Raw genomic sequence first — 25,488 nt, forward strand, 5'->3', positions numbered from 1 at the left:
TCCTCAGCCTCTGGTACGGACCTGAGTAGCGCTGCTCCGGTGATTCCTGTGCCCGATGTGCGACCTGTGATGTAGTGCGGCCTCAGCCGTCGGCATGATCGGGCCGACCGTGTCCGGCCGCCGGCGTACGATCACGTGTCCGGTCGCCGGTCTCCGGCCGGACGAGTCCCGTCTCGTAGGCGTAGACGACGGCCTGGGCGCGGTCGCGCAGGCTCAGCTTGGCGAGGACCCGGCCGAGGTGGGTCTTCACGGTCGCCTCGGTGAGATGCAGCAGCCCGGCGATCTCCGTGTTCGACAGCCCCCTGGCCACGTGGAAGAGGACCTCACGCTCGCGCGCTGTCAGCACGTCCGCGTTCCGTCTCGCCCGGGCATCGCCGTCCGGGAGGTGCGTGGCGAAGCGGTCGAGCAGCCGGCGCGTCGTGCTGGGGGCGACCACGGCGTCACCCGAGTGGACCGAGTGGATCGCGCTGATCAGTTCGGGAGGCGGCACGTCCTTGAGCAGGAAGCCCGAGGCACCCGCCTTTATGGCCGCGAAGGCGTACTCGTCGAGGTCGAAGGTGGTCAGGATGAGCACCTTCGGACCGTCGGGCCCCGCGCAGATGCGGCGGGCCGCCTCGACGCCGTCCATCCGCGGCATGCGGACGTCCATCAGCACCACGTCGGCCTCGACCGTACCCTTGCCAGTGCCGTCGCCTGTGCCGTCGCCCACGCCCTTGAGCGCCTCCACCGCCGCCTGCCCGTCCGGCGCCTCACCGACGACCTCGATGTCCGGCTGGGCGCCCAGGACCATCCGGAACCCGGCCCGTACCAGCTCCTGGTCGTCGACCAGCATCACGCGAATCATCGTGTCCGTTCCCGTCCTCTCACACCGGTACGCCGAGCGGGATCCGCGCGACGACCTGGAACCCGCCGCCCGGATGGGGGCCCGCCTCGACGCTCCCGCCGTACATCGAGGCCCGCTCTCGCATGCCGATCAGCCCGTGGCCGCCCTCGACGTGGGGAGCCGACGCACCCCGGCCGTCGTCGACGATCCGCAGCGCGACCTCGCCCGAGCCGTACGTGATCTCGACCCTGGCCCGGACGCCGGGGCCGCCGTGTTTGAGGGTATTGGTCAGCGCCTCCTGGACGATCCGGTAGATCGCCAGCTGCCCGCCCTCGGGGAGGTCGTGCGGAGTGCCCGACACGGCGAGTTCGACCGGTAGTCCGGAGTCGCGTACGTGCCGGACCAGCTCCTCGATCTGGGCGACGCCCGGCTGCGGCGTGTACTCCTCGGCCGGGCTCCCGGCGTTCTGCCTGAGCACGCCGACCAGTCGTCGCATCTCCGCCAGCGCCTGCCGCCCGGTCCCGGAAATGGTCTGCAGCGCGTGCCGGGTCTGCTCGGGGTCGCGGTCGAGCGCGTACGCCGCGCCGTCGGCCTGCACGACCATCACGCTGACGTTGTGCGCGACAACGTCGTGCAGTTCCCGGGCGATGCGGGCGCGCTCGGCGGCGGCCGCGAGGTGTGCCTGCTGATCCCGCTCCCGTTCTGCCCGTTCTGCCCGCTCCAGCAGGCTGTCGATGTAGCGTCGCCGCATGTTCGTGTAGATGCCGGTGATCCAGATGGTGACGACGAACACCGACGTGCTCAGGAACGGCTGGACCACATGGCCGCCGCCCCACCTGATCATGGCGAGCAGCAGGCCGAACTCGGTGACCAGGCCCGCAGCGGCGCCCCAGGCGGTCGTGCATCTGGCGGCGACGCCGTACATCGCGACCAGGACGGACAGGTTCGCCGGCGTGATGGCGACGTCGGCCAGCCACTGGCCGAAGCAGACGAGGGCGACGACCGCGAACACCTCGCGAGGACGGCTCCGCCGCCAGATCAGCGGAATCAGCAGGGCGAGGGTCAGCAGCGTCAGGCCGGGAAGGCCGATGTACGTGGAATTCGTCGCAGGGGTACCGACGTAGAACTTCAGGGTCAACAGGGAGATCAGCCACAGTGGTGAGACCGTGAGGACGTCCACCAGCTTCGAGTGGCGCCGACCCCACGCACGCAATCTGCCGAACACGGTTCAACTGTACGTATCGGCTGCTCAGCCAGAGTCCCCCTATGGACGGATCCCCGCCTACGACTCAGGTCGCAGCGTCACGACCGCATGGAGACCGGAGCCGATCTGTCCGCGCATGTCCGCTCAGGGTCGCGCCCATTCGCCGCGAGCGTGGTTCGGCGCGCCGACCATGTCCCTGCCGGCCGCGCCGAACCCGGCGCGCTCATTTCCCGGCCTTTTCCCGAGAAGTCGAGTGGGGTCGACGAGATTCGAACTCGCACTTTACGGCACCTAAAGCCGTTGCCTCATGCCTGTTGGGCTACGACCCCTTTTCTTTGCCCGCGAAATTCCCTCTATGAGAACGGCGATTCGGGCAGAGAAAGCGAAGGTTTTCTTTTCTGTTGTCACGCCGGTCGCCGTTGATGTGGCCGATGTGCGACGTCAGCGGCCGACCGAGCCGAGTTCCATCCATCCTACAACCTGTGCGGCGGTAGGGAACCCCGGCCTTCTCCAGGGCTCGTCGGAGCTCGGCGGGCCTCTGGCGGTCCGATCAGGGCGGCATCACGACGAGGAATTTTTCGGCGGGCTGTCGCGGCAGGTGCCGGCCTCGGGCGTGCGCCTGCCACGGGAGTGGGACGGGTCGATGCCGCAGCGCTTGACTCGACGGCTGATGCGGGCATGGCCGCCGCCCCGCTGTGGCAAGCCCCGGGTGGCGCGGCACATCGGCGATGCCGATGAATTCATCGCTGCCTCGGCGAGGATTTCCCGGGTGTTACCTGGAATTCGTCATGCCGTCACTTCGACGATCGGCATTGACAATTGTGGATCCGTATGCATCATCGGGACAAGTCAGGAAATGGAGAGGTCCTTCATGAGGCGGGCGACGTGGCCGGTGGCCTTCACGTTGTAGAGGGCCTTCTCCACCTTGCCGTCGGCGTCGATGACGAAGGTCGAGCGGATGACGCCCATGACCTTCCTACCGTAGTTCAGCTTCTCGCCGTATGCGCCGTAGGCCTTGTGCACGTCCAGTTCCGGGTCCGACAGCAGCGGGAAGGTGAGCGCGTCGCGCTCGCGGAACTGCCGCAGCTTGGCGGGCTTGTCCTTGGACACGCCGAGCACGACGAGGTCACCGCCCGCCAGCGCGTCGAGGTTGTCGCGGAAGTCGCAGGCCTGCTTCGTGCAGCCAGGGGTCATCGCCGCCGGGTAGAAGTACAGGATGACCCGCCTGCCGCGGAACGACTCCAGCGAGACCTCGTTCCCGTCGGCGTCAGGGAGGGTGAAGTCCGGCGCGGCGTCGCCGGTCTCGAGCTTGCTCATCGTGGCCTCCTTCGGGGAACCGCGGCGCGGTGGGCGTCTGACCCAAGCTACCGGTTCCGCCGCCGCGCGCGGCGCGTACCGGACCTGGCAGACTGATCGCATACGAATACCACAGGAGGGGGATCGCATGGCGGAAACCGATCCCGATGCACTGGAGCGGCAGATCGAGCGCACCCGGGCGGAGCTGGCGCGTACGGTGGACGCCATCGCCGACCGGGTGAGCCCGAAGCGGGTGGCGGAGCGGAGCGTGACCAAGGCGAAGTCCGGCGCCAGGCAGTTCGTGACGTCACTCGAGGACGCGCTGCGTGGTCACCCCGGCAGGTCCACCGCCCACGCCCCGATCGACGAGGACGGACCGCCCACCAGGAGCGTGGGGCCCCTGCTCATCGGCATCGGCGCCGTGGTGGCGATCGGTGCGGCGGTCGTGCTGCTGCGCCGCCGCGCTCGCTGAGCGCCACCGACCGAGCCGTCCAGAACGAGTCGCAGAGAACGAATAGAGCAATCCGTACAGAAAAATCCGTATAGAACGAGCCGTGGCACGAGCCCTAGACCAAGAAGAACGGCACGGGCAGGACGGAACGGGCCGGACGGCACAGGTCGGGACGGCACAGGTCGGGACGGCGCTTCCGCGAGGTCAGAGGAAGGTCTTGCCCTCACCCCGGTAGGTGGGGAACTCACCGACGACCCGATCCCCCTCGATCACGTGGAAGCTCGCGAACCGCTCACTGAGCTCGCCCGCCTTCGCGTGCCGGAACCAGACGCGGTCGCCCACCCGCAGATCGGCGGCGGCCTCGCCCAGGACCGGTGTCTGCACCTCGCCGGCGCCCTCGTCGGAGTCGTAGCGCAGCCCGGCCGGCAGGTACGGCTGGGGCAGCCGGGTGGGACCGGGCGGCCCCGAGGCGTGATATCCCCCGCCGAGCAGGGTCGCGACGTGCGGACCGGGCCGGCGTACCACGGGCAGCGCGAACAGCGCGGCCGGACGCCCGGTGAAGTTCCGGTAGAAGTCGAACAGCCGGGGATGGAACAGCCCCGAGCCCGCAGCCACCTCGGTGATCGCGCGTTCCCGTACGGTCTTCTCGATGCTTCCCGTGCCGCCGCCGTTGACGAACTCCAGCCCGGCGACCCGCCGTACGGCCCGCACGATCCGGCCGCGCCGGGTCACCAGCTCACGCTGCGATCTGCCCTGCATCCAGCGCACCAGGGCGCCGTACATCCCGGGAACGTCGTCGCCGACGCCGGCGATCTGCCCCTCGTACGACATCAGTCCGACCAGCCGCAGACCGGGACGCCCGGCGATGTCGTGGACGAGGGTCACGGCCTGTTCCGGAGAGCGTACGGGTGAGCGCAGCGCACCGGCCCTGAGTTTCCCGGCGAAGGCCACGAAGGCGGCGTCGATGTCGAGGCACACCCGGATCGGGTGGGTGAGGCCGTAGGCGTCGATCACACCGTCGATCAGGTCGAGGTGCTCGGGGGAGTCGACCATGACGGTGATCTCGCGGGCGGCGCGCTCGTCGGAGCCGAGGGCGCGCAGGGCGTCCCGGTCCACCGTCGGATAGGCGACCAGCACGTCGCGCAGCCCGGTGGAGACCAGCCAGAGGGCCTCGGGCAGGGTGAACGCCATGATCCCGGAGAAACCGTCCATGGCGAGGACCCGTTCCAGGACCGGCCGGCAGCGGATCGACTTGCTGGCCACCCGGATCGGCTTGCCGTGCGCCCGCCGGACCATGTCCGCGGCGTTGGCCAGCAGGGCGTCCATGTCGAGAACGGCGAAGGGGGGCTCCAACGCGGCCGTGGCGGCGTCCAGACGCTGCTTGTCCGCGTGCAGCCTGGCCGCGTCCGGCCCGGCCGTGTCCTCCTCGGCCGCACCCTGCCCGGCTGTTCGCCGCCTGCCTGTCAGCCGCGTGTCCGTTCGCCGCGTGTCCGTGTCCCGCCCCGCTGTCTGTCCGTCTGGGTGGTGTCCGTCTGGGTGGTGTTCGTTCGGGCGTTCACGGTCGAGGCGCCGGTGGTCGTCCATATCCGCAGCTTAGTACCGATACAGCCGGTTTTCATGAGCAGTGTTCATGTTATCCGCGGTCCAGCCGGCGACCGCACGCCCGGCTCCTCCCCGCCGCATCGACCTCCGGTTTCGTAAAGTCCGCGGCATCGATTTCCCAAGATCGTCCAGCTCGGCGGGTGAGGACAGCGCCGCCGCCGAGCGGCGTTGTACCTAGTTCATGAGCAGGTAAGAGAGGGATGGGAGACAGGTGAGCGTGGTCCAAGACCTTGTCACGGGCTTCCCGTACCGGGAGGCCCTCGGCTCCGGTTCTCCCGAGCGAGCACTCCGGCCGGCCCGCACGCCGGCGGGGGTCACCGTGGCAGCAGTGCTCTCCCTGCTCGCCTGGGCGGGGCTCGCCGAGATCGTCGCCGCGATGGCGGGCTTCGCCGTACGGCCGTCGGCGCTGTGGCCGCGGATCGGCCAGGTGCTGTCGGTGACCTTCGGCGATCCCGTCGTCCCGACCGTCGCGATGGTCATGATCGTCTGCGGGGCGGGCCTGGTGGCCCTCGCCGTGGTTCCCGGACGGCCCAGGCTGGTGCCCCTGGAGAGCGACGATCCGCTGCTCGTCCTCGGTCTCACCCGCTCCGGCCTGCGCCGTACGCTCGCCGCGGCGGCGTACGAGGCGGCGGACGGCGGCTACGCGGACCGGGTTCATGCCCAGGTTCGCGACCGGGGCCACGCCCAGGTTCACGACGACGGCCACGACCACGGCGTCGCCGGAGTCGAGCACGCCCGTGTGCGCGTCCTGCGCAGGCAGATCGAGGTCACGGTGGTCACCGACGCGGACCGCCCAGGAGAACTGCTCCGTGAGATCGGCGCGGCGGTCGGCGACCGGCTCTCCGGTCTCGGCGCGTACGGCCACCACGAGGTGGTCGTACGGCTACGCGGGCGGAGGATGTGACAGTGCTCCCACATCTGGGGAACCGCATCGGCATCGGCCTGGTGGGCCTGGCCCTGATCGGCGGGGGCGGCTATCTGATGTCCGTCCGGCTCGACCGTCCGGACGACCCGATCGTGGACCTCGGCTCGCTCACCGAGGGCAGACCCTGGATCTGGCCGCTGGCCGCCGGGGTCGCGCTGCTGCTCGCGCTGGCCGGCTCCCGCTGGCTCGCCTCCGCGCTCGGCTGGCGGCGCCGCGGGAGCCGTACCGGCTCGGGCGCCGCGATGCTGGGCGTCGCGCTGAAGGGCGTCGACGGCGTCGCCGACATCAAGGTCAGGCTCGTGGGCGAGCGCAGGATGCGGGTGGCGCTGTCGCTGCGGCCGGATGCCGACCTGCCTGAGGTGATCGACCGGCTCGACCGCACGGCGATCTCACGGCTTCGCGGCGCGGTGGACCTGCCGGACCTTCCCGCCGTCGTCCGCCTGCACGTGCGCCGGCGATGAACGCCGGGGGCCGCGCGTACGGGAGTCGCGCGCACGGGAGCCCGGGGACGTGGGGGAGCCCAGGGCGAGTCCGGCGGCCAGGCAGGCGAGAGGGATGACGGGCACCACATAGCGGTGATCGAAGGCCGCGATGAGCGGCGGTAGCATGAGCAGCCCCATGGCGGCGGACCACGGCAGCAGCGCGGCCCACCTCCGGGCCGGCACACAGCCGAGCCCGATCAGCAGCATCAGGGCCAGCAGCGGCCCGCGTACGAACCCGGCCTGCTGGTAGGCGCGCAGCCAACCGGCGTACGGCTCCACGACGCTCGTCGCACCCGGCGTGCGCTGGTACGAAACGGTCAGTTCCGTCGCGGTGCGGCCGGCGGAGGCGACCTTGTCGCTGAACGGACCGACCTTCTCGGGGAAGACGTAGGCGCTCTGCGGACCGGGGGAGGGATAGACCCGGCGGTCCCACTCGAACGCCCACAGCGCGTCGCTCAGCCCGGTGAGCAGGAAGTCGACCGGCTGGCTGCGGATCGCGAGCGAGGCGAACTCCCCGGCCAGGCGCTCCCGGTCCTCGCCGGCACGCCGGAGCGGTGAATCGGTGTCCCAGATGTAGGCCGGGGCGGCCTTCCGCGGCCCCGGCGGCGGGCACAGCACGGCGAGTTCCTTCGGCGGCCGCATGACCGAGCAGTCGGCGAACGTCATCGTCCGCGACCACAGCCAGGTGTTGCTGCCGCCCATGCCGTACGACCCGTGGGCGCTGTGATACCAGACGGCGTAGCCGCCCAGCACGGCGCAGGCGGTGGCCAGCCCGGCGAGGGCGGCCCGCCATCGCGCGCGCCCGGGGAACAGCATGAGCAGGGCGAGCAGCGCGAGCACGATCAGCGGCAGCCCGATCGTCCGGGTGATCGTGGCGAGTCCGAGCAGGAGCAGCGCGGTGACGGCCGCCCACAGCGGCGGGCGCGGCCACCACAGCAGCAGCGTCACCGCAGCCACGACGAGGGCCGTGAAGAGCAGGTCGGCCATGACGAGGTGTTCGAGCTGGATCTGGTGCGCGTCCAGCAGCACCGGCGCCGCCACCAGCGCCGCGCTCCGGCCCGACAGTGTCGTACGGCGCCGCAGCACGGCGTACACGCAGCAGGCGATGCCCAGGCCGAGCAGGTGCTGGACGATCACGACGGCGGTGATGCTCTGCAGCGGGCCGAGCGCCCACAGGAACAGCGAGTAGCCCGACGGCCTGGACCGCAGGGGCTGCAGGTCCAGGGCCGAGCTGAGGTAGGCGAACGAGTCGGCCCAGAACCACAGGGCCGGGCGGTAGCCGAGGACGGCCAGCCCGCGCAGCACGACACCGAGGGCCAGCACGACCAGGAACGCCCGGTGCGCCCTCACCCGTGCACCCACCAGATGATCCTCCTCGTCACCGGGGTGGTAGGGATCAGCACTCGATGACGTTGACGGCGAGCCCGCCGCGCGAGGTCTCCTTGTATTTGTCGAGCATGTCCCTGCCGGTGTCCCGCATGGTCTTGATGGCCTTGTCGAGCGCCACGAAGTGGCGGCCGTCGCCCCGTAGCGCGATCCGGGAGGCGGCGATCGCCTTGATGGAGGCTACCGCGTTGCGCTCGATGCACGGGATCTGCACCAGACCCCCGATGGGGTCGCAGGTGAGGCCGAGGTTGTGCTCGATGCCGATCTCCGCGGCGTTCTCCACCTGCTCGGGGGTGCCGCCCAGCACCTCGGTCAGGCCGGCGGCGGCCATCGAGCAGGCCGAACCGACCTCTCCCTGGCAGCCGACCTCGGCCCCGGAGATGGAGGCGTTCTCCTTGAACAGCACGCCGATCGCCCCGGCGGTGAGCAGGAAGCGCACGACGCCGTCATCGTTCGCACCGGGGACGAACTTCGTGTAGTACGACAGCACGGCGGGGACGATCCCGGCGGCGCCGTTGGTCGGCGCGGTGACGATGCGGCCGCCGGCGGCGTTCTCCTCGTTGACGGCGAGGGCGAACAGCGTCACCCAGTCCATCGCGCGCAGCGGGTCGGCGTCGCTCTCGCTGCGCAGCCTGCGGTGGAGCTGGTTGGCCCGGCGCCTGACCTTGAGCCCGCCCGGCAGCACGCCCTCGCGGCCGCAGCCACGTCGGACGCACTCGGACATGACCGACCACAGGTGCAGCAGGCCAGCGCGGATCTCCTCCTGGGTACGGCCGAAGGCCTGCTCGTTCTCCAGCATCACCCCGGAGATCGAAAGGCCCGTGTCGGCGCACCGCTCCAGCAGTTCGTCCCCCGTCCTGAACGGGTGCGGCAGCACCGTGTCGTCGGGCTTTATCCGGTCGGCGCCCGTCGCGTTCTCGTCCACGACGAACCCGCCGCCGACGGAGTAGTAGACCTTCTCACGCAGCACCGTGTCGTCGGCGAACGCGGTGAAGCGCATGCCATTGGGATGGTGCGGCAGCGACACCTTCCGCTCGAAGATCAGGTCTTCGCCGATGACGAACGGGATCTCGTGCGTGCCGTACACCGTGATCGTGCCGCTCGCCCGCATGGCGGCGAGCCTGTCCTCGACGGTGTCCACGTCGACGAGTTCGGGCTTGTCACCCGACAGACCGAGCATGACCGCCTTGTCGCTGCCGTGACCCTTGCCGGTCAGCCCCAGCGAGCCGTACAGGATGGCCTCGACCCGGGTGACCTTCTCCAGCAGGCCGTCGCCGTGCAGGCCCCTGGCGAATTTGTGCGCCGCGGCCATCGGGCCGCCCGTGTGCGAGCTGGACGGCCCGATTCCCACCTTGAACAGGTCGAAGACACTGATCGCCATTGATCCGGTCCCTTGATCCGCTCTTCTTCCGGTCCCGTTTTCCGGGACCGCTGTCAGGACCCGCCTGAGATGAACGCGTTGTACTCGGCGGCGGTCAGCACCTCTTCCGGCTCGTGCTCGACGCGCACCCGGAACAGCCATCCCTCGCCGTACGGGTCGGAATTGATCAGCGACGGGTCGTCCACGACGGCGGGATTGGTCTCCACGACCTCGCCGTCGACCGGGCAGAAGATGTCGCTCACCGACTTGGTCGACTCGACCTCGCCGACCACGTCACCGGCGGAGACGGCGGCCCCGACCTCGGGCACCTGCACGTAGACCACGTCACCGAGCTGGTCCGCCGCGTGTGCGGTGATGCCGACCGTCACGGTCGAGCCCTCGTCCAGCCCGGCCACCCACTCGTGCTCCTTGGTGTAGCTCAGTGCCTCGGGAATGTTGGTCACTTGTTCCTCCTGTAGAAGGGCAGGTCGACGATGTCAACTGGTTCGTGGGAGCCGCGGATGTCCACGGCCAGGTCGTTCCCGCTCTCGGCGGCGGGGCGGGAGACGTACGCCAGCGCGATCGGCCTGCCGAGCGAACGCGAGGGGGCACCGCTGGTGACCTCGCCGACGACCTCGCCGCCCCGGATCACCGGATAGCCGTGGCGGGGCACGCGGCGGCCCCTCGCCACCAGCCCGACCAGCCGCCGGCTCACGCCCGCCGCATCCGTTCCCTCACTCTTGGCGATCTCGGCGAGGGCGGTCCGGCCGACGAAGTCGCCGGGTTTGTCGAACCGCACCACCCGGCCGAGGCCCGCGTCGAACGGCGTCGTCTCGGTGGTCAGTTCGTTGCCGTAGAGCGGCATGCCCGCCTCGAGGCGCAGCGTGTCGCGGGCCGACAGCCCCGCGGGCGCCAAGCCGAGATCCTTGCCGGCCTCGCTCAACGCGTGCCACAGCGACGCCGCGTCCTGGGGACGTACGAGCAGCTCGAACCCGTCCTCGCCCGTGTAACCGGTTCTGGCGATCAGCGCGGCCACCCCGGCGACCGTCCCGGAGACGATCGAGTAGTACTTCATGCCGTCCAGGTCGGCGGCGGTGCCGGCCTCGGCCAGGCCGCGCAGGATCTCGGCGGCGCGCGGCCCCTGGATCGCGATCAACGCGTAGTCGGCGGACCGGTCCTCGACAACCGCATCGGATGCCGCCGCGCCGGACGACTCGGCGAATCGCGCGGTGCGCTCGGTCAGTTCGCGTACGACCAGGGCCGCGTTGGCGGCGTTCGCGACGACCAGGAACTCCTCGTCGCCGAGCCGGTAGACGATGAGGTCGTCGAGGATGCCGCCGGCCTCGTTCACCATCATCGTGTAGCGGGCACGGCCCAGGCCGAGCGTGCTCAGGTGGCCGACCAGGGCGTAGTCGAGCGCCTCGCCCGCCCGTGGCCCGGTGACGAAGATCTCGCCCATGTGGGACAGGTCGAACAGGCCCGCGGCCGTACGGACCGCGTCGTGCTCGGCCGACTCGCTGCCGTAACGCAGCGGCATGAGCCATCCGGCGAAGTCGGTCAGGGTCGCGCCGAGGTTCTCGTGGACCTCGCGCAATGGAGTGGATCGAGACATGATCGAACTCGCACCTCGGAAAGGACGGATGAGGGCATCCTCCCCCTCTGTCATCGGCGCCTGAGAGCTTCGTCCGTGTTTTGCCGGACTTTCACCTTCGGCGAGACCCCGATCCCTCGCGGTCCACTTTCCAGAGCACACCTGGCCCGTACGGTCCTTTGCCTTGAGAGGTTCGCGGGGAGGGCTTGCTCCTTCAGGGGCCCTGGCCGGCTGCCAGGACGCTCTCCCGCACAGGATCACCGGTGCACGGCAAGCCTAACCGCTCACCCCCGATCTCCATAACCGTTCGTCCACGCTTGTTTCCCTGCCTCCTCCAGCGCCTGGCCTCACCCGCCGACCTCCTGTGTCTCCTGTGTCTCCCGTGTCTCGGCTCCCGGTGTCACCTGTCGTACCTCGGGCGCCGTACCACTCCAGCCCCGCCTCCCCGGCCCTACCTCCCACGTCTTTTCCCTGCCTCCTTTCCCGCCTCTTTTCCCTTCTTTTCCCGCGCCGCCTGCCGCCCGCCCGGCCTTGGGGTGGGCATGTGCCCGAGCGGAGCACCTTGGGTCGCGCCTTACCATCGGGAACCGGGGGCTTTGTATGGGTGACTGGTTCCATGAGCGTGTCGTCGATGTCCACCGGCTGCCGCTGTTCTGCTTCTTCGTCGCGCTGATCGTCGCTTTCGTGTGCACGAGGATCAACGTGCGGCTGATCCGGGCGCGGGTCCGCTGGTTCGGCAACGTCAACGTGGGGGAGATGCACATCCACCACGTTGTGTTCGGCGTGATCCTCATGCTGCTCGGCGGCGTGGCCGGCCTCGTCCTGGCCGGCGTGTCGACGGCGTGGTACTCGTTCACGGCCGCCGTCTTCGGCGTAGGCGCCGCACTCGTGCTCGACGAGTTCGCGCTCATCCTGCACCTGCGCGACGTCTACTGGCAGGAGGAGGGCCGCACCTCGGTCGACGCGGTCTTCGTCGCGATCGCGGCCACCGGGCTGCTGCTGCTCGGCCTGCGCCCGCTCGCCTGGAGCGGGGCGGACGGAGCGCTGACGGGAACCTGGCCGGCGGCGGTGTTCCTCGTCGTCAACCTCGTCTTCGCCGTCGTCACCCTGCTCAAGGGAAAGATCTGGAGCGGCCTGCTCGGGCTGTTCGTCCCGCCGTTCGTCTACGTCGGCGCGGTGCGGCTGGCCCGTCCCGGATCACCCTGGGCACGCTGGTTCTACTCGGATGTGGCCAGGCGGCCCAAACCGAGGCGCATGGCGAAGGCCGTACACCGGGAGGAGCGCTGGCGGCGTCCGGTCATCCGAGCGAAGATCGCCGTCCAGGAGTTCGTCTCCGGCCGCCACGACCTGCCGTCGCCGCCCCGCGGCGTCCGCGGTGTGTGGATGTCGCCGGGCGCCGACGAGCGATCGCCGCACTCCGGTGACCGTGCGTTCTAACGCGAGTAGTGCTCGACCACGAGCTGTTCGTCGACCGGCACCGCGATCTGCTCGCGTAAGGGGCGGGTGACGAGCGTGAAGCGCAGTTCCCTGTGGTCCACCGTAAGGTAGGCCGCCGTCTGCGTGTCGGCGTAGACGCCTTCCGCGGCCGCCACGAAGGGCTGCATCCCGCGTGACCCGGTACGGATGCCGACGACCTGTCCCGGCCGCACGAGATAGCTCGGTATGTCGACCTTCCGGCCGTCCACGGCGATGTGGCCGTGGGTGACGTACTGCCTGGCGGCGTAGATCGACGGCGCGAACCCGGCACGCAGGACGAGGGAGGCCAGGCGCGTCTCCAGGATCACCAGCAGTTCCTCACCGGAACGACCCGGCCGCCGCACCGCGAGATCCCAATAGCGGCGCAGCTGTCTCTCCGACACGTCGTAGTACCACCGCAGCTTCTGCTTCTCCAGCAGCCGGACGCCGAAGTCGCCCGCCCCGCGACGGTCGGTCTTCCGTCCGTGCTCGCCCGGAGGGTACGGCCGAGCCTCGAGGTGCTTCACCGCCTTGCGGGTCAGCGGTACCCCCGCCCGGCGTGAGAGACGGACCTTCGGTCCCGTGTAGCGCATGCTCGGCCTTCCCAAGGTGAGATCCAATAACTAAGGTAAGGCTAACCTAATTGACGTCAGAGCCTCAAGGAGAGACATGAGGCACCCCGTAACCGCACCTCCGATCCCGGAACGCGTCAGGACTCTCGCGGCGACCGCCACGCCGACACACATCTCCGTCACCGGCACTGACATTCCCACCGGCCCCGCACGGGGTGGGGTGGACGCGGCGGGCCGTCCCGTACTCCTCGTCAAGCCCGGCGAGTTCCTGTACGGCACGGCCACGGAGACCCTGGTGACGGTCGACCTGGTCGCGACCCGGGATCTCGGCGGCGTCCAGCGGCCGCGCGGCCTGCTCAAGGTCCAGGGATGGACCCAGGACGTGCCCGGCGAGGAAGCCAGAGAGACCGCGATCGCGATCGCCGAGCGGTGTCCCGACGACGACCTGCTCGCCGCCCTCGACGGCGGCACGCCGAAACTCCTCCGGCTCGATATCGGCCGGGTCATCTATCTCACCGTGCAGGAGTCCGGCCTCCTCGACGCCGGGGACTACCTCGCCTCGGCCCCGGACCCGTTCCTCGACACCGCCGAACGGCTGATCCGTCACGTCAACGAATCTCACCGAGAACAGTTCGTCCAGTCGATGACCAAGCTGACGGGAGAGAACGCCGACGACGCCTGGCTATGGGAACTCGACCGCTATGGCGCCACTGTGCGAATGTGCGAGAACCAGTTGGTCAGGCTCCCCTGGCCGGTGCCTCTTCCCACTCGCACGGCCTTCGAGCAGGCCGTGACCTGCCTCGTCTGTCCCCACTGAGCCGCCCACTCTCACCAAGCCGCCCGCCCTCACTGAGCCGTCCGCCCTCACTGAGCCGTCCGCCCTCACTGAGCCGTCCGCCCTCACTGAGCCGTCCGCCCTCACTGAGCCGTCTGCTCTCGCCGAGCTGCGGCCACTGAGTGGATTCCGCCGCCCGACGGCCCTGCCTTCGACTGGGTGGCGGTGGGGAGAGCAGGCGCCCCCCTCCGCCATGCGCCGGCACCGGTTCGCCCAGGGACTGCGCAAGGAGCGCATCGTGTTCTACGGCCACCGGCGCGCGGAGCGTGGGCGATGACGATCTCCGGTCGGGCCCCGCCGCGCCCGCCCCGGCGGCCGACTTGCGGTGGAGTGTGCTCCAGGTTGCATGGTGTGCGGCATGAGAATCGCACTGGGGACCATCCCGTTCGGGACCACTCTCGACGAGAAGACCTCGTTCGCCATCCTCGACCGGTTCGCCGAGCGTGGCGGAACGATCATTGACACGTCGAATAACTACCCCTTCTGGATAGAAGGCGCGACCGGTGACGAAAGCGAGATCACCATCGGCCGGTGGCTCGCCACGCGGCGCAACCGCGACCGGATGACGATCAGCACGAAGTGCGGGGCACGCCCCACCGTTCCGGGAGACCGCACCATGGGTTCGGCCGAGGGGCTGTCCGCCCCGGTGATCCGCGCCGCGGTCGAGGGCAGCCTGCGGCGGCTGGGGGTCGAGCACGTCGACGTGTACTGGGCCCACATCGAGGACAGGTCCGTACCCCTGGAGGAGACCGTCGCCGTCCTCGACGAACTCGTGCAGGCGGGCCTGGCCAGGGAGATCGGCGCGAGCAACCACGCCACCTGGCGCCTTGAGCGTGCCCGGTCGCTGGCCACGGCGCGCGGCTGCACCCGCTACACCCACCTTCAGCTGCGCCACTCCTATCTGCGCCCCAGGCCCGGAGTACGCCTGCCGGAGAGCGGACACGTGCAGGTCGGCGAGGAGACGCTCGACTACGTTCGCTCCGAAGACGACCTGACCCTGTGGGTCTACACCTCTCTCCTCAATGGCGCCTACGCGGGCAAGCCGCTGCCCGAGCACTACGATCACCCCGGTACGACCCGGCGGCTCGCCGTGCTCGACGAGGTCACCGCGGAACTCGGCGCGACCCGCAACCAGGTGGTCCTCGCCTGGCTCCAGACACAAGGCATCGTGCCGATCGTCGGGGTGAGCTCCATCGCCCAGCTCGACGAGCTGCTCACCGAGGTCAAGCTCGACGACGAGTCAGCGGCCCGCCTCGATGCCCCCGCGTGATCAGCCTGAGCGCAGGTCTTGAATCTCCCCTGCCCGGGCCACCTCGGTCCGATCGCACCTCCTGAGTCACTCTGCTCGGCCACTCCTGCCGGTCGCTCCTCCTGGTTCTCCAGCCTTGCGACACGTACCGTCGTCCCCGGAGCAGGCTCGTGCTTGCCCAGGTCGACCGGCTCCCAGGGGTGGTCTGTGCTCACAGCGGCGGTCTACCGTCCGGGGCGGGTCCAGCGGGTCCAGCGGGTCCAGGCGGGCCCGGCGGGTTCAGGCGGGCCCGGCCGCGGAGGACGTTGCTCACCTATGGCCTTGCTCATGGATGGCATTGCCCAGGGACGGGCTCGGCAGGGCGGGCCGGCATCGCGGTCGGGCTGCTGCTCCAGGCGGAGGCGAGCGTCGGCTGTGTCGGCTCACGTCGGTGTTTTCTGGTGGGTGAGGGGCCGATGTAGGTGAATTCCCAGCGGTCGGGGCCGATCTGGCGGCGTTGGTAGCGGTCGGGGTGCAGGTAGCGGTCGCGGTTGTGGAATTGGCAGGCGGGGCCGAGTCTGGCCAGGTCGGTGTGGCCGCCTTCGCTCCAGTTGTCGAGGTGGTCGATCTGGCACATGCTTGCCGGGAGCGGGCAGCCTTTCACCCAGCAGGTGTCGTAGCGGGCGGCGATGGCGCGGCGTTGGGCGGGGGTGGCCAGGCGGGTTTTGCGGCCCATGTCCAGGACCTGTCCGTCGGCGTTCATGACCAGGCGGACGAGGGTGGAGGTGCGGGCCAGGCGGTGGATGTCGGTGATCGGCAGCAGGTGTCCGGTGGACAGCAGCAGCCCGGGCAGGGTGCGCAGCACCGACAGCCACCGCCGGTCCCCGGCCTCGCATCCCGTGTCCTCGGACCCGCCGCCGGTGTTCGCACCCCCGGCGTCCACGTTTCCGGTTCCTCTGCCGCCGGCTCCCATGCCCCCACGGGGATCGCCTTCATGGGGATCGCCTTCATGGGGATCGACTCTGCCGGGGCCGCCGGTGGTGGGGTCGCCTCTGCTCGGGCCGTTCCCACGGGGATTGCCGCTGTTGAGGTCGCCGGTGGTGGGGTCGCCTCTGCCAGTGCCGCTCTTAGGGGGGTCTCCGCTGCCGGGGTCTTCGGTGATGGGGTTTGTTCGGTGGGAGTCGACGGCGGCGCCGGTGGGAGTGGTGTTCGCGATGTCATCGTCTTCGCCGGCCCAGCGGTCGATCCGGGTGCGGGTTCCCGTGCGGGTTCCCGTGCGGATTTCCGTGTGGTTCTCGGTCGCCGGCTGGTCAGTGCTTCCGGTCTCGGTGACAGCGCTGGGCTTGTCACCGCTCCTGGGGGCAGGGTGGACGGAGGTCCGGCGTGGTTCGGCTGACCTCTCGGTGGGTTGCCCGGGGTCCTGTCCGCAGGGGGGATCATCGCCTGGAGCGGTGTCCCTTTTGCCGTTTCCGTGGCCGGTCCCGGGAAGGGCCCCGGAAATGAAGCCGGAAGCGGGCTCGGGAGCGGATTCGAGAGCAGGCTCGGGAGAAGGCTCGGGAGCGGGGTCGGGCGTGTGATCAGGGCCGGGGTCCCCACCGGGGTCCTCGCGGGTCTCCGGGCCGGTCGCACGCGCCGGGCCATCGCTCCGGACGGTGTCACCCGGCGTGGCGTCACCGGGCGCGGCGTTTTCAGACACGGTGTCACCAGGCACGGTGTCGCCGGGAGCGGCATCGCCGGGCTGGGCGTCGTCGAACGCGGTGTCGCCGAGCCTTGCGTCGTCGGGTGCGGTGCCGTCGGACGATCTGTCTTCGGGTGGGGTGTCGCTGGGTGTGGACTCGTTGGGAGTGGTGCCGTGAGGGGTGGGGTCGTCGGGGAGGGATTCGGCGTTGATCAACACCAGGAGTTCGGTGGTGATCTGCTGTTCCAGCAGTGCGATCAGCGCGTCGGCGTTGCGGACCCGCAGCGGCCGGTCATCCCCCTGCGCCTTGGGCCTGGCGTAGGCGTCCAGCAGCGCCCGCAGCCGGGCGGCGGCCTCCCGCGGCAGACGGAACTCCCCCTCCACCCCGCCGGCATCGGTCTCCCGCACCAGCAGGAACCGGGCATCGTCATCGGCACCGGCATCCCGGAGCTCCCCATCGGGGTCCAGCACCGCGCGGAGATACCGTCCCGCTTTGGCGATCTCCTGCGGCCCGGCGGAATCGGCCAGCTCCAGCAGGATCGTCTCGGCCTTGACCGCGTCCGCATCGCTCAGCCCGGTGGTGGCCGCGCAGATCGCCGAGACCACCGCCTCGGCCAGGTTCCCGGCGGCGAAGCGTGCCCGCACCTCAGGCAGGCGTTCCAGCTCGACGCCCAGGGCCACGGTGCGGTGAGCCGCCCGGCGGCTCATCCCGCACACCGACCGCAGCCACGTCCTCGTCGAGGCGTGTCCCGCCTGCCGGGCCGCCCCGGCCGCGTGCACCCGCCCGGCACGCAAAGCGATCGCCGCCTCCAGCCGGTCCCGCGCGAACGCCAGCTCCTCCAGCTGCGCCAGGCACACCTCCGCCGCCTCCGGGACAGGAGTCACCGCCACCGCCAGCGCGGCCTCCCGCACCTGACTCACCAACGGCCACGACAACACCCCGTCCACGTCCACCGCGCCCACCGCGTCCGTGGAACCCGCCGCACCCCCATCGCCCAAGCCGTCCGAAGAACCATCCGTGTAACCGCTTGAACCATCAGCTGCGGGACCGTCCGAAGAACCACCTGAGGAACCGCTCGAAGAACCATCCGGAGCGTCACCCGAGGCACCCTCGGAAGAGGCGTCCGAGGTGCCGTCCGCGACACCGCCCGGAGAATCACTCCCGGGACCGGCCGTCGAAGCGGCTGAAGCACCATCTGGAGAGTCACCGGGGGAACCGCTCGCGGGGCCGCTTGCCGCATCAGCTGCGGGACGGTCCGAAGGACCATCCGGGGCATCACGTGAGGGGCCGTCCTCGGAAGCGTCCGAGGTATCACCCGTGGTGCCGGCCTCGGAAGCGCCCGGAGCATCACTCGAGACGCCATGCGAGGAGCCACTGGACGGGGTATCCGCAGTCTCCCGGATACGCCGCCATCGGGCGTCATCGTCACGGTCGTCGACGTGCGCCGGAGGAGCGACGACTGTAGGAGCCGTACCAGCGGAGGCGCCATCGACAGAGCCGGCATCACCGGAGCCGCCATCCACCACCCGGCCGGAAGACACACCCTCCAGGAGCGTACGGGCGAGGGAAACAGCGGGAACAGCGGGAACAGCGGCGAGCCAGTCGGGCCAGTCGGACCACGACGCGGCCCCTTGCCGACCGCCGGAGGAGCGGGCAGACGCACGCGCCGACGCCTCGGCCCGCACTGCGGCCCACCACTCAGGACCCAGCAGCGACCGAGTCCGGAAAGGCGGCGTACCCGAATCGAACGGCCCGAGTGGCTGGATCAGCTCCGCCGGCTCCATGTTCCCTCCTTTCCGGTCCTCCATTTCGAAAGCCTGTCTGAATTCTCTCACATGGGTTCCCGAAATGGCAACGCCTCTATGGGGGAATTCCAAAGTAAATATATGAATTAAATGATGATTGCCCCAAGTGTCTGTTATGTCGGATATGAAATGGAAAGTTGCTGTGGATGCTGATTCAAGATGACGAACGCTGTCCATCGAGGACCATCTAGGTGGGTGGCAAATTGAGGCGAAGATTCGAACGCCGTTCGCGCTGCCGGCGAAGGCGCCCTCAGGGGAGAGGTGTGGTGGATGGGGGAGAGGTGATGCGGATGGAAAGGGTGATTTGGGGAGAAAAAGGTGTCGTGGAGGTGGGGAGATCGCGGCAGTGGCGGCGATATAGGGTGATTCTGATGTACGGCAGGCTCTATCCAGGATTGGATGCCAGGAATCCGAGCAGGTGCCTGGGATTGTCGCCGCTGAGCACGTTAACCAGCACGAGAGCTAGATTTTTCGGTTGGTCGGTTCCCTCCGCTGTGCCGGTGGATGGCGCGATGTCGGGGCCAGGAGCTGGGAGGATGACCTGGGGCGTCGACGAACCGGCACCGGAGGTGAGGTAGGAGTCCGCGGCCGTACTCCCCGACGATGGCGGGGATGTGCAACCGAGACCGATAGCCGAGATCAGCGGTGGGCGACACCGGACGCGCTGCAATACGGCAATGCGGTGACGCGGCGATACGAGCACGGCAATTCGAGCACGGCAATTCGAGCACGGCGATACGAGCACGGCGATACGAGCACGGCAATTCGAGCACGGCAATTCGAGCACGGCGATACGAGCACGGCGATACGAGCACGGCGATGCGTGATGCGGCGCTGGGCGGGCCCCACCCCGGCCGGGTCGACATCGGATCGATGGCAGTGGTCGACGGCAGAGATTGATGACTGGGATCGATACTCGTACCTCGACCTCTATCGATGCCGCTGGCTGGGCCGGCCTGCGACGAATGGGTCCGCCGTCGGCATCGGCGTCCGAGCGGTTCGGGCGGCAGCGCTGTGCCGGGGCGGCGGCGCCGACCAAGACAGCGCCGAGACAGCGCCGAGACCAGCGTCAAGATAGCGTCGAGACAGCGTCGAGACAGTGCCGAGACAGTGCCGAGGCGGCGCCAGTACAGCAGCGCTCGCCGGTGTCCCTCACAGTCCATCCATTTCCCCGGATATGTCGGGAAATGTCACTGGCCGAGGATGGCGGCTTTCTGGTCGGGACGCCGGGTCTGCGGGGTTTGGCGGACGGGCATCGCCACGTCGAAAGGCGTGGGCTTGTCGCACCGAAGACGGTTCAGGGCGAGGACGAGTGTCGTGCCCCACAGCAGATGGCTCGCGACCGGAAGGGCGTGGCGGCTCATCCGGATCTCGGAGGCGGGCGGCAGCGTGCCGATGGGAGGCATGAGCCCCTGGTGTCCGGCGTACCAGACGGCCAGGCCGTACGCCGCGCCGAGGGGCACGGGTATCCGCTGACCGGTGGACAGCAGGCCGAGCAGGGCGCCTGAGGCGGCGCCGAACACGAAATGAGAGATCGTCCCGAGCACGCTGTCGCCGGAGGTACGCCGGGGGCGGCCGGGGAGAGTGATCCCGGCGATCTGCTTGGGTGGCTGGGGCCCCAGCAGGCCCGCTCTGTCTCCGGCCATCGACATCGCGCTGTAGACGGCGGTCGCGAGGCCACCGCCGATCGCGCCGTTCATCACGTTGCGCATCATGATGGTGGCTTTTCCCGTCAAGACCCGGTTCGAGTGCCCAAGCGTGCTCCGTTCTCGGTAAACGTTCTCGTTGCCGTTGCGCGCGGCCCCCTCCCGGCTGTTCTCCGGGCCGTCTCCGCCGCTGTCCGCCCGGGCGGCGCCTCAGGTTCCCGTGGCCCCGTCGGGGACGATCTCGCCGAGCAGCCGCTCCCAGTCGGCGAGGAACCGGTGTACGTCGTACCGGGCCAGGGCGGCGGAGCGGGCGGCCTTGCCGGCCTGGGCGGCGAGCTCGGGGTCGGTCGCGAACGTCTTCAGGGCACGGACGAGGGTCGGCAGCTTCGTCGAGATCACCCCCGCCTCCGGGGGCACCGCCTCGACGGCCTCCGTGGTGGCCATCGCGACGACGGGCATGCCGAGCATCATGGCCTCGATGAGCGACAGACCGAGTGACGTCCAGCGGTAGGGGTGCAGGTAGACACGTCTCCGGGCGAGCTCGGCGTGCATCTCGCGCTGCGGCAGATCCTCGAACGCCGCCATGTCATCGGCCAGGCCGAGCGTGGCCGGCAGCCCGGTGACCTTCATTCCGAACACATCCAGGGGAGCGGCGGCGGCGAACGTCGGCAGCAGGTCGGTGCCCGCCACCCGCCATCGCCGTACCGGTTCGTTGACCACGACACCGGCCCGCGGGAGCTCTCCGGTGTAGAGATGGCCGGGATCGACGACACCGTGCTCGATCACGTGGGTCGGCGCGCGGCCGGAGTCCCAGAACAGGTCGTTGAAATGGGTCACGTGGACCAGCGGGATGTCGGCCCGGTCCGCCAGCGGATGTCGTGTCTTCGGGACGTCGCCCGCCGGGGTGTTGTGCTCGACGTAGACGCCGGGGACGTCCCGCCCCAGCCACTCCCGGGCGAGTTCGATCTCGTGGGGCCGCTGGTACACGACGAGATCCACATGCTCGGCCGCCAGCCGATCGTACGGAACCTCGTACACGTTGTCCGGCCACGGGTAGGTCCGCGCCCGTCCTCGTCCGTCCGGGCCCCTGCCGGGGGTGAGCGGCACGAGGTAGTCGTGGCCCCCCTGTACGAACGACGTGGTCCACGAGCCGTGGACATGCCAGACCATGATTCTCATAGGATCATCGCTCCCCGTCCTACGATCCTGCCGGTGTCATACCGATGCTTCCCCGAGCAGCCTGTCCACGGCGGCGGTGAGGTCCGTGACGACCTCCGGCGCGGCGGCCACCTCGGCCGCCAGCGTCTGAGGGGTCGGCACGAGGATGCTCCGGGCCCCGGCGGCCCGGGCCGCCGCCACGTCCCGTCCGATGTCGCCGACGACCACGCAGTCTGCCGGGCCGACCCCGAGGATCTCCGCCGCCCGCAGCACCAACCCGGGGGCGGGCTTGCGGCATTCGCAGCCGTCGTCGTCATCGTGCGGGCACACGGCCCACACGTCGAACGGGCCGAGCAGCTCCTCGACGCGGGCGTTCACCTCGCCGAGCGCCACCGGGCTGATCAAACCCCGTGCGACCCCTGACTGGTTGCTGACCACCCCGATCCGCACCCCCGCGCTGCGCAGCCGGTCGAGAGCCGCCCGTGCCCCCGGCACCGGCTCCACCCGATCGGGATCGGAGTTGTACGGAACATCGTGGATGAGCGTTCCGTCGCGGTCGAACAGCACGGCGGCCGGCGGCGAGGCGGGCCGGTCGATTGGATGAGCCAAGTCACCTCCCGGAGGACATCTCCCCGGCTACCCGCGTGGTCAGGTGACAAACCCGGCTGTTCGCTACGCAGAGTAGCAGTTCTTGAGCCTGAGCCCTTTGTACGGCGACTTCTCCGCAAAGCAGTGTTTAGGACCGCTTCTCTCGGTAACCAGACACGCACCGCGCAACGGAGGTAACCGATGCGATTCCTGGGTGAAATCACAGCGGTCCTTTCCCCGAGGGGCCGCTCGTGATCGGGACGGTTCTCGTGGTCCGGCCCGACAACGCGGGCGACGTGCTGCTCGCAGGTCCGGCGGTCCGCGCCGTGGCCGCCAACGCTCGTCGGGTCGTCCTGCTCGCCGGGCCACACGGCCGGGCGGCCGCGGCGCTGCTGCCCGGGGTGGACCAGGCGCTGGAGTGGCGTACGCCGTGGATCGACCCCGGTGGCGTGCCGTTGACCGGCAGGCACGCCGGCCGGCTGATCGAGCAGGTGCGGCGGATCGCCCCGGACATGGCGCTGATCCTCACCTCGTTCCACCAGTCGGCGCTGCCGATGGCGCTGCTGCTCCGGCTGGCCGGGACGCCGAGGATCGCGGCGATCAGCCCCGACTATCCGGGATCCCTGCTCGACGTGCGGCACATCGTGGACGAGAGCGTGGACGTACCAGAGTCGGAACGGATGCTCGATCTCGCCCGGGCCGCCGGTTTCGAGCCGCCTCCCGGTGACGACGGGCGGCTCGCCGTACGGGAGCCCCTCCCGAACCTGGAGCATCTCACCGGCCCGCCCGGCTATGTGGTGGTGCACCCGGGAACCAGCGTGCCGGCCCGGGCGTGGCCGCAGGAGCGGTGGGCCGAGGCCGTGCGTGAGCTCGCCGCCTCCGGTGAACGAGTGATCATCACCGGAGGTCCCGCCGAACGCGCGCTCACCGCCCGCATCGCACGCGCCGCCGCCGGCCCGGACGCCCTGCCCTTCGTCCCGCCCCTTGGGATGGATCTCGTCCTGGACCTGGGGGGTGCGACCACGTTCGCCGGGCTCGCCGGCGTGCTCGCGTCCGCCTCCGTGGCCGTCGTGGCCAACACCGGGCCCGCCCACCTCGCCGCCGCGGTCCGCACCCCGGTGGTCAGCCTCTTCGCCCCCGTCGTCCCCGCGGCACGCTGGGCGCCGTACGGCGTGCCAGTCGAGCTACTGGGCGACCAGCATGCACCCTGCCGGGGCAGCAGGGCGCGCATCTGCCCCGTTCCCGGCCACCCGTGCCTCTCCTCGGTCCGTGGCGAACACATCGTCGAAGCGGTCCGCCGCCTAGCCGCAGTGAAGGAGAGCGTCCTATGAGAATCGCCCTGATTTCGGAACACGCCAGCCCGCTGGCCGCCATCGGCGGCGTCGACGCGGGCGGGCAGAACGTTCACGTCGCGGCGCTCGCCGTCGCCCTGGCCGGGCGGGGCCACGAAGTCACCGTGCACACCCGGCGCAGCGGCGCCGACCAGCCGGACACCGTGGTCATGGCTCCGGGCGTGACCATCGACCACGTGCCGGCCGGGCCGCCGGAGCCGCTGCCCAAGGACGAGCTGCTGCCGTACATGCCGGCCTTCGCGGCGCATCTCGCGCGCAGGTGGGCGGTGGAACCGCCGGACGTGGCGCACGCGCACTTCTGGATGAGTGGTCTCGCGACGCTGTCGGCGGCCGGGCCCATCGGCATTCCGGTCGTGCAGACCTTTCACGCGCTCGGCACGGTCAAACGGCGCTGGCAGGGCGGCTCCGACACCAGCCCGCCGCGGCGTACGGCCGTCGAGCGGCAGGTGGGCCGTCAGGCGACCGCGGTCATCGCCACGTGCGGCGACGAGGTCCGTGAGCTGGTCGCGATGGGCGTGCCGGACGAACGGATCTCGGTGGTGCCCTGCGGCGTGGATCTGGAGCTGTTCCGCCCGGACGGCCGGGGCGCGCAGCGCGGCGAGGGGGACCGGCCGCGGGTGCTCAGCATCGGGCGTCTGGTCCCGCGCAAGGGTGTGGACACGATCGTCCGCGCGATGCGCCAGGTGCCCGACGCCGAGCTTGTCATCGCCGGCGGCGATCCGTACGACGACGAGGGGATCAGACTGGGCGCGCTCGCCGAGGCGTACGGCCTGGCCGACCGGGTGCGGCTGATCGGCAGTGTCGCCCGTGCCGACGTCCCGGCGCTGATGCGCTCTGCCGACGTGCTGGTCACCGTGCCCTGGTACGAGCCGTTCGGCATCGTCCCGGTCGAGGCGCTGGCCTGCGGGGTGCCCGTCGTGGCGTCCGCCGTGGGCGGCCACCTCGACACCGTGTCGGGATGCGGCGTTCTCGTGCCGCCGCGGCGGCCGCGTGCGCTGTCCCGGGTGCTGCGTGACGTACTGGCACGTCCCGATCTGCGCGCCGCCCTGTCGGCCGCCGGTCCGCGCCGTGCCCGCGCGCGGTACGGCTGGCCGAGGGTGGCCGCCCAGACCGAGGCCGTCTACCGGACCCTGATCGGTGAGCGTACCGGCCGTCTCGGCGGTTCTTCCGCTCTCGGGAGCTCGCGGGGGCTCGGCCGACTCGCGGTGGCTGGAGGTTGAGATGCATCCTCATCTGGCCCGGCTGAGGACCGCCCTTACGGCGGTGGATCCGGACACACCCAGGATCCACGCGTGGGGGTGCAAGCTCGCCGGCGTTCTGATCGAGGGCGGGCGGCTGCTGGCCTGCGGCAACGGGGGGTCGGCGGCGGAGGCCCAGCACCTCACGGCGGAGCTGGTGGGGCGTTATCGGACCGACCGGCGGCCCTATGCCGCGATCCCGCTGCACGGCGACACCTCCGCCGTCACCGCGATCGGGAACGACTTCGGGCCGGACGAGGTGTTCGCCCGGCAGGTGCACGCGCACGGCAGGCCCGGGGACGTCCTGATGTGCCTGTCGACCAGCGGGACCAGCCGCAACGTGCTCGCCGCCGCCGACATGGCGCGCGGATGCGGCCTCACGACCTGGGCGCTGACCGGACCGGCGCCCAACCCGCTGACCGAGATGTGCGACGAGGCCATCGCCGTTCCCGCGTCCGACACGGCGACCGTGCAGGAGGTGCACCTGACCGTGATCCACATGCTGTGCGACGTGATCGAGAAGGCGTGCGCGTGAACGGACGACACGGCCGGCGACACGGCCGGCGACATGACGGGGCGACGCGACACGCTCTTCGGAGCGGAGACCCCGTCCAGAGTGATCGAGAGGCTGTGTCCGATGTGCGGGTGACGGGCGGCGACTGCACAGAACGGGCGATGCCCGAGGCGGAGGTCGTCCGCCGGGCGGATGGCGAGGTCGTGATCCTGCCGAGCGTCCCCGGATATTCCACCACCGGACCGATCGCCGCCGCTCCGGCCGTCTCCTGACGTTCTCGCTGATCCTTCGCTCCGCG

The 25,488-nt window shown here is 70.2% G+C and carries 23 protein-coding genes, 1 tRNA gene and 2 riboswitches; of the genes, 10 read left to right on the forward strand and 14 right to left on the reverse strand.

What is annotated here, in order from left to right; translation table 11 throughout:
- Positions 1–82: 82 nt before the first annotated feature.
- The 4 genes from ACQP1K_RS07495 to bcp form a co-directional block, all read right to left on the reverse strand.
- Positions 83–844 carry a response regulator transcription factor gene (locus ACQP1K_RS07495; protein WP_433500145.1) on the reverse strand — a complete coding sequence of 254 codons (762 nt, stop codon included), beginning with the start codon at positions 842–844 and terminating at the stop codon, positions 83–85.
- Between the two features lie 19 nt (positions 845–863).
- The gene (locus ACQP1K_RS07500; protein WP_433500146.1) at positions 864–2,048 is read right to left on the reverse strand and encodes a sensor histidine kinase; all 1,185 of its coding nucleotides are present in this window, start codon (positions 2,046–2,048) and stop codon (positions 864–866) included.
- A gap of 233 nt (positions 2,049–2,281) precedes the next feature.
- Positions 2,282–2,356: transfer RNA gene (locus ACQP1K_RS07505), tRNA-Leu, on the reverse strand.
- Between the two features lie 520 nt (positions 2,357–2,876).
- Entirely contained in the window at positions 2,877–3,344 is a 468-nt protein-coding gene (bcp, locus tag ACQP1K_RS07510) for a thioredoxin-dependent thiol peroxidase (protein WP_433500147.1), read from the reverse strand.
- A gap of 127 nt (positions 3,345–3,471) precedes the next feature.
- Between bcp and ACQP1K_RS07515 the strand changes: the two genes are divergently transcribed.
- Complete coding sequence (locus tag ACQP1K_RS07515) at positions 3,472–3,795, forward strand: DUF3618 domain-containing protein (RefSeq protein ID WP_433500148.1); 324 nt, start codon at positions 3,472–3,474, stop codon at positions 3,793–3,795.
- 183 nt (positions 3,796–3,978) lie between these two features.
- Here the strand turns inward: ACQP1K_RS07515 and ACQP1K_RS07520 are convergent, their stop codons facing one another.
- Positions 3,979–5,169 carry an amino acid deaminase/aldolase gene (locus ACQP1K_RS07520; protein WP_433501509.1) on the reverse strand — a complete coding sequence of 397 codons (1,191 nt, stop codon included), beginning with the start codon at positions 5,167–5,169 and terminating at the stop codon, positions 3,979–3,981.
- Between the two features lie 418 nt (positions 5,170–5,587).
- On the opposite strand from ACQP1K_RS07520, the gene ACQP1K_RS07525 reads away from it, so the two are divergent.
- Together ACQP1K_RS07525 and ACQP1K_RS07530 are read left to right on the forward strand one after the other, a co-directional pair.
- Positions 5,588–6,280, forward strand: coding sequence for a hypothetical protein (locus tag ACQP1K_RS07525; protein WP_433500149.1), 693 nt, complete (start codon positions 5,588–5,590; stop codon positions 6,278–6,280).
- 2 nt (positions 6,281–6,282) lie between these two features.
- Positions 6,283–6,762, forward strand: coding sequence for a hypothetical protein (locus tag ACQP1K_RS07530; protein ID WP_433500150.1), 480 nt, complete (start codon positions 6,283–6,285; stop codon positions 6,760–6,762).
- Here the strand turns inward: ACQP1K_RS07530 and ACQP1K_RS07535 are convergent.
- Genes ACQP1K_RS07535 through gcvT form a run of 4 tightly spaced genes read right to left on the reverse strand, consistent with a single transcriptional unit; the run spans position 6,691 to position 11,141 of the window.
- A complete protein-coding gene (locus ACQP1K_RS07535) occupies positions 6,691–8,145 on the reverse strand; it encodes a hypothetical protein (protein WP_433500151.1) in 1,455 nt (484 codons plus the stop codon). The genes ACQP1K_RS07530 and ACQP1K_RS07535 overlap by 72 nt on opposite strands.
- 34 nt (positions 8,146–8,179) lie before the next feature.
- Positions 8,180–9,550, reverse strand: a complete 1,371-nt coding sequence (locus tag ACQP1K_RS07540; protein WP_433500152.1) for an L-serine ammonia-lyase — start codon at positions 9,548–9,550, stop codon at positions 8,180–8,182.
- 53 nt (positions 9,551–9,603) lie between these two features.
- Entirely contained in the window at positions 9,604–9,993 is a 390-nt protein-coding gene (gene gcvH / locus ACQP1K_RS07545) for a glycine cleavage system protein GcvH (protein ID WP_433500153.1), read from the reverse strand.
- The gene (gene gcvT, locus ACQP1K_RS07550) at positions 9,990–11,141 is read right to left on the reverse strand and encodes a glycine cleavage system aminomethyltransferase GcvT (RefSeq protein WP_433500154.1); all 1,152 of its coding nucleotides are present in this window, start codon (positions 11,139–11,141) and stop codon (positions 9,990–9,992) included. Before gcvT ends, gcvH begins: the two co-directional genes overlap by 4 nt.
- Positions 11,142–11,178: 37 nt before the next feature.
- A riboswitch (glycine riboswitch) is annotated at positions 11,179–11,282 on the reverse strand.
- A riboswitch (glycine riboswitch) is annotated at positions 11,283–11,380 on the reverse strand. It abuts the riboswitch before it with no gap.
- A 340-nt stretch (positions 11,381–11,720) separates the two neighbouring features.
- Between gcvT and ACQP1K_RS07555 the strand changes: the two genes are divergently transcribed.
- Positions 11,721–12,557, forward strand: a complete 837-nt coding sequence (locus ACQP1K_RS07555; RefSeq protein ID WP_433500155.1) for a hypothetical protein — start codon at positions 11,721–11,723, stop codon at positions 12,555–12,557.
- On the opposite strand, the gene rpsD is transcribed toward ACQP1K_RS07555, so the two are convergent.
- On the reverse strand, positions 12,554–13,168 hold the full coding sequence (gene rpsD, locus ACQP1K_RS07560) for a 30S ribosomal protein S4 (RefSeq protein ID WP_433500156.1): 615 nt from the start codon (positions 13,166–13,168) through the stop codon (positions 12,554–12,556). The genes ACQP1K_RS07555 and rpsD overlap by 4 nt on opposite strands.
- Positions 13,169–13,244: 76 nt before the next feature.
- Between rpsD and ACQP1K_RS07565 the strand changes: the two genes are divergently transcribed.
- Complete coding sequence (locus ACQP1K_RS07565; RefSeq protein WP_433500157.1) at positions 13,245–13,964, forward strand: DUF2470 domain-containing protein; 720 nt, start codon at positions 13,245–13,247, stop codon at positions 13,962–13,964.
- A gap of 376 nt (positions 13,965–14,340) precedes the next feature.
- Positions 14,341–15,252, forward strand: coding sequence for an aldo/keto reductase (locus ACQP1K_RS07570; RefSeq protein ID WP_433500158.1), 912 nt, complete (start codon positions 14,341–14,343; stop codon positions 15,250–15,252).
- 304 nt (positions 15,253–15,556) lie between these two features.
- Here the strand turns inward: ACQP1K_RS07570 and ACQP1K_RS07575 are convergent, their stop codons facing one another.
- The 4 genes from ACQP1K_RS07575 to ACQP1K_RS07590 all read right to left on the reverse strand — a co-directional run bounded on the left by ACQP1K_RS07575 (position 15,557) and on the right by ACQP1K_RS07590 (position 22,107).
- Positions 15,557–17,887: a DUF222 domain-containing protein gene (locus tag ACQP1K_RS07575; RefSeq protein WP_433500159.1), complete on the reverse strand. Its 2,331-nt coding sequence runs from the start codon at positions 17,885–17,887 to the stop codon at positions 15,557–15,559.
- A 1,997-nt stretch (positions 17,888–19,884) separates the two neighbouring features.
- Positions 19,885–20,409: a DUF6789 family protein gene (locus ACQP1K_RS07580; protein ID WP_433500160.1), complete on the reverse strand. Its 525-nt coding sequence runs from the start codon at positions 20,407–20,409 to the stop codon at positions 19,885–19,887.
- 141 nt (positions 20,410–20,550) lie between these two features.
- On the reverse strand, positions 20,551–21,519 hold the full coding sequence (locus ACQP1K_RS07585; RefSeq protein WP_433500161.1) for a glycosyltransferase: 969 nt from the start codon (positions 21,517–21,519) through the stop codon (positions 20,551–20,553).
- A 36-nt stretch (positions 21,520–21,555) separates the two neighbouring features.
- Positions 21,556–22,107: a D-glycero-alpha-D-manno-heptose-1,7-bisphosphate 7-phosphatase gene (locus ACQP1K_RS07590; protein WP_433500162.1), complete on the reverse strand. Its 552-nt coding sequence runs from the start codon at positions 22,105–22,107 to the stop codon at positions 21,556–21,558.
- A 230-nt stretch (positions 22,108–22,337) separates the two neighbouring features.
- On the opposite strand from ACQP1K_RS07590, the gene ACQP1K_RS07595 reads away from it, so the two are divergent.
- The 4 genes from ACQP1K_RS07595 to ACQP1K_RS07610 all read left to right on the forward strand — a co-directional run bounded on the left by ACQP1K_RS07595 (position 22,338) and on the right by ACQP1K_RS07610 (position 25,462).
- Positions 22,338–23,417, forward strand: coding sequence for a glycosyltransferase family 9 protein (locus ACQP1K_RS07595; protein ID WP_433500163.1), 1,080 nt, complete (start codon positions 22,338–22,340; stop codon positions 23,415–23,417).
- Positions 23,414–24,658 (forward strand): glycosyltransferase, encoded by a 1,245-nt coding sequence (locus ACQP1K_RS07600; protein ID WP_433500164.1) that lies wholly within the window; start codon positions 23,414–23,416, stop codon positions 24,656–24,658. Before ACQP1K_RS07595 ends, ACQP1K_RS07600 begins: the two co-directional genes overlap by 4 nt.
- A 1-nt stretch (position 24,659) precedes the next feature.
- Entirely contained in the window at positions 24,660–25,211 is a 552-nt protein-coding gene (locus ACQP1K_RS07605) for a D-sedoheptulose-7-phosphate isomerase (protein ID WP_433500165.1), read from the forward strand.
- A gap of 95 nt (positions 25,212–25,306) precedes the next feature.
- A complete protein-coding gene (locus ACQP1K_RS07610; protein WP_433500166.1) occupies positions 25,307–25,462 on the forward strand; it encodes a hypothetical protein in 156 nt (51 codons plus the stop codon).
- Positions 25,463–25,488: the final 26 nt, after the last annotated feature.

Source organism: Sphaerimonospora sp. CA-214678 (assembly GCF_050942215.1).
In the GTDB taxonomy this organism is placed as follows: Bacteria; Actinomycetota; Actinomycetes; order Streptosporangiales; family Streptosporangiaceae; genus Sphaerimonospora.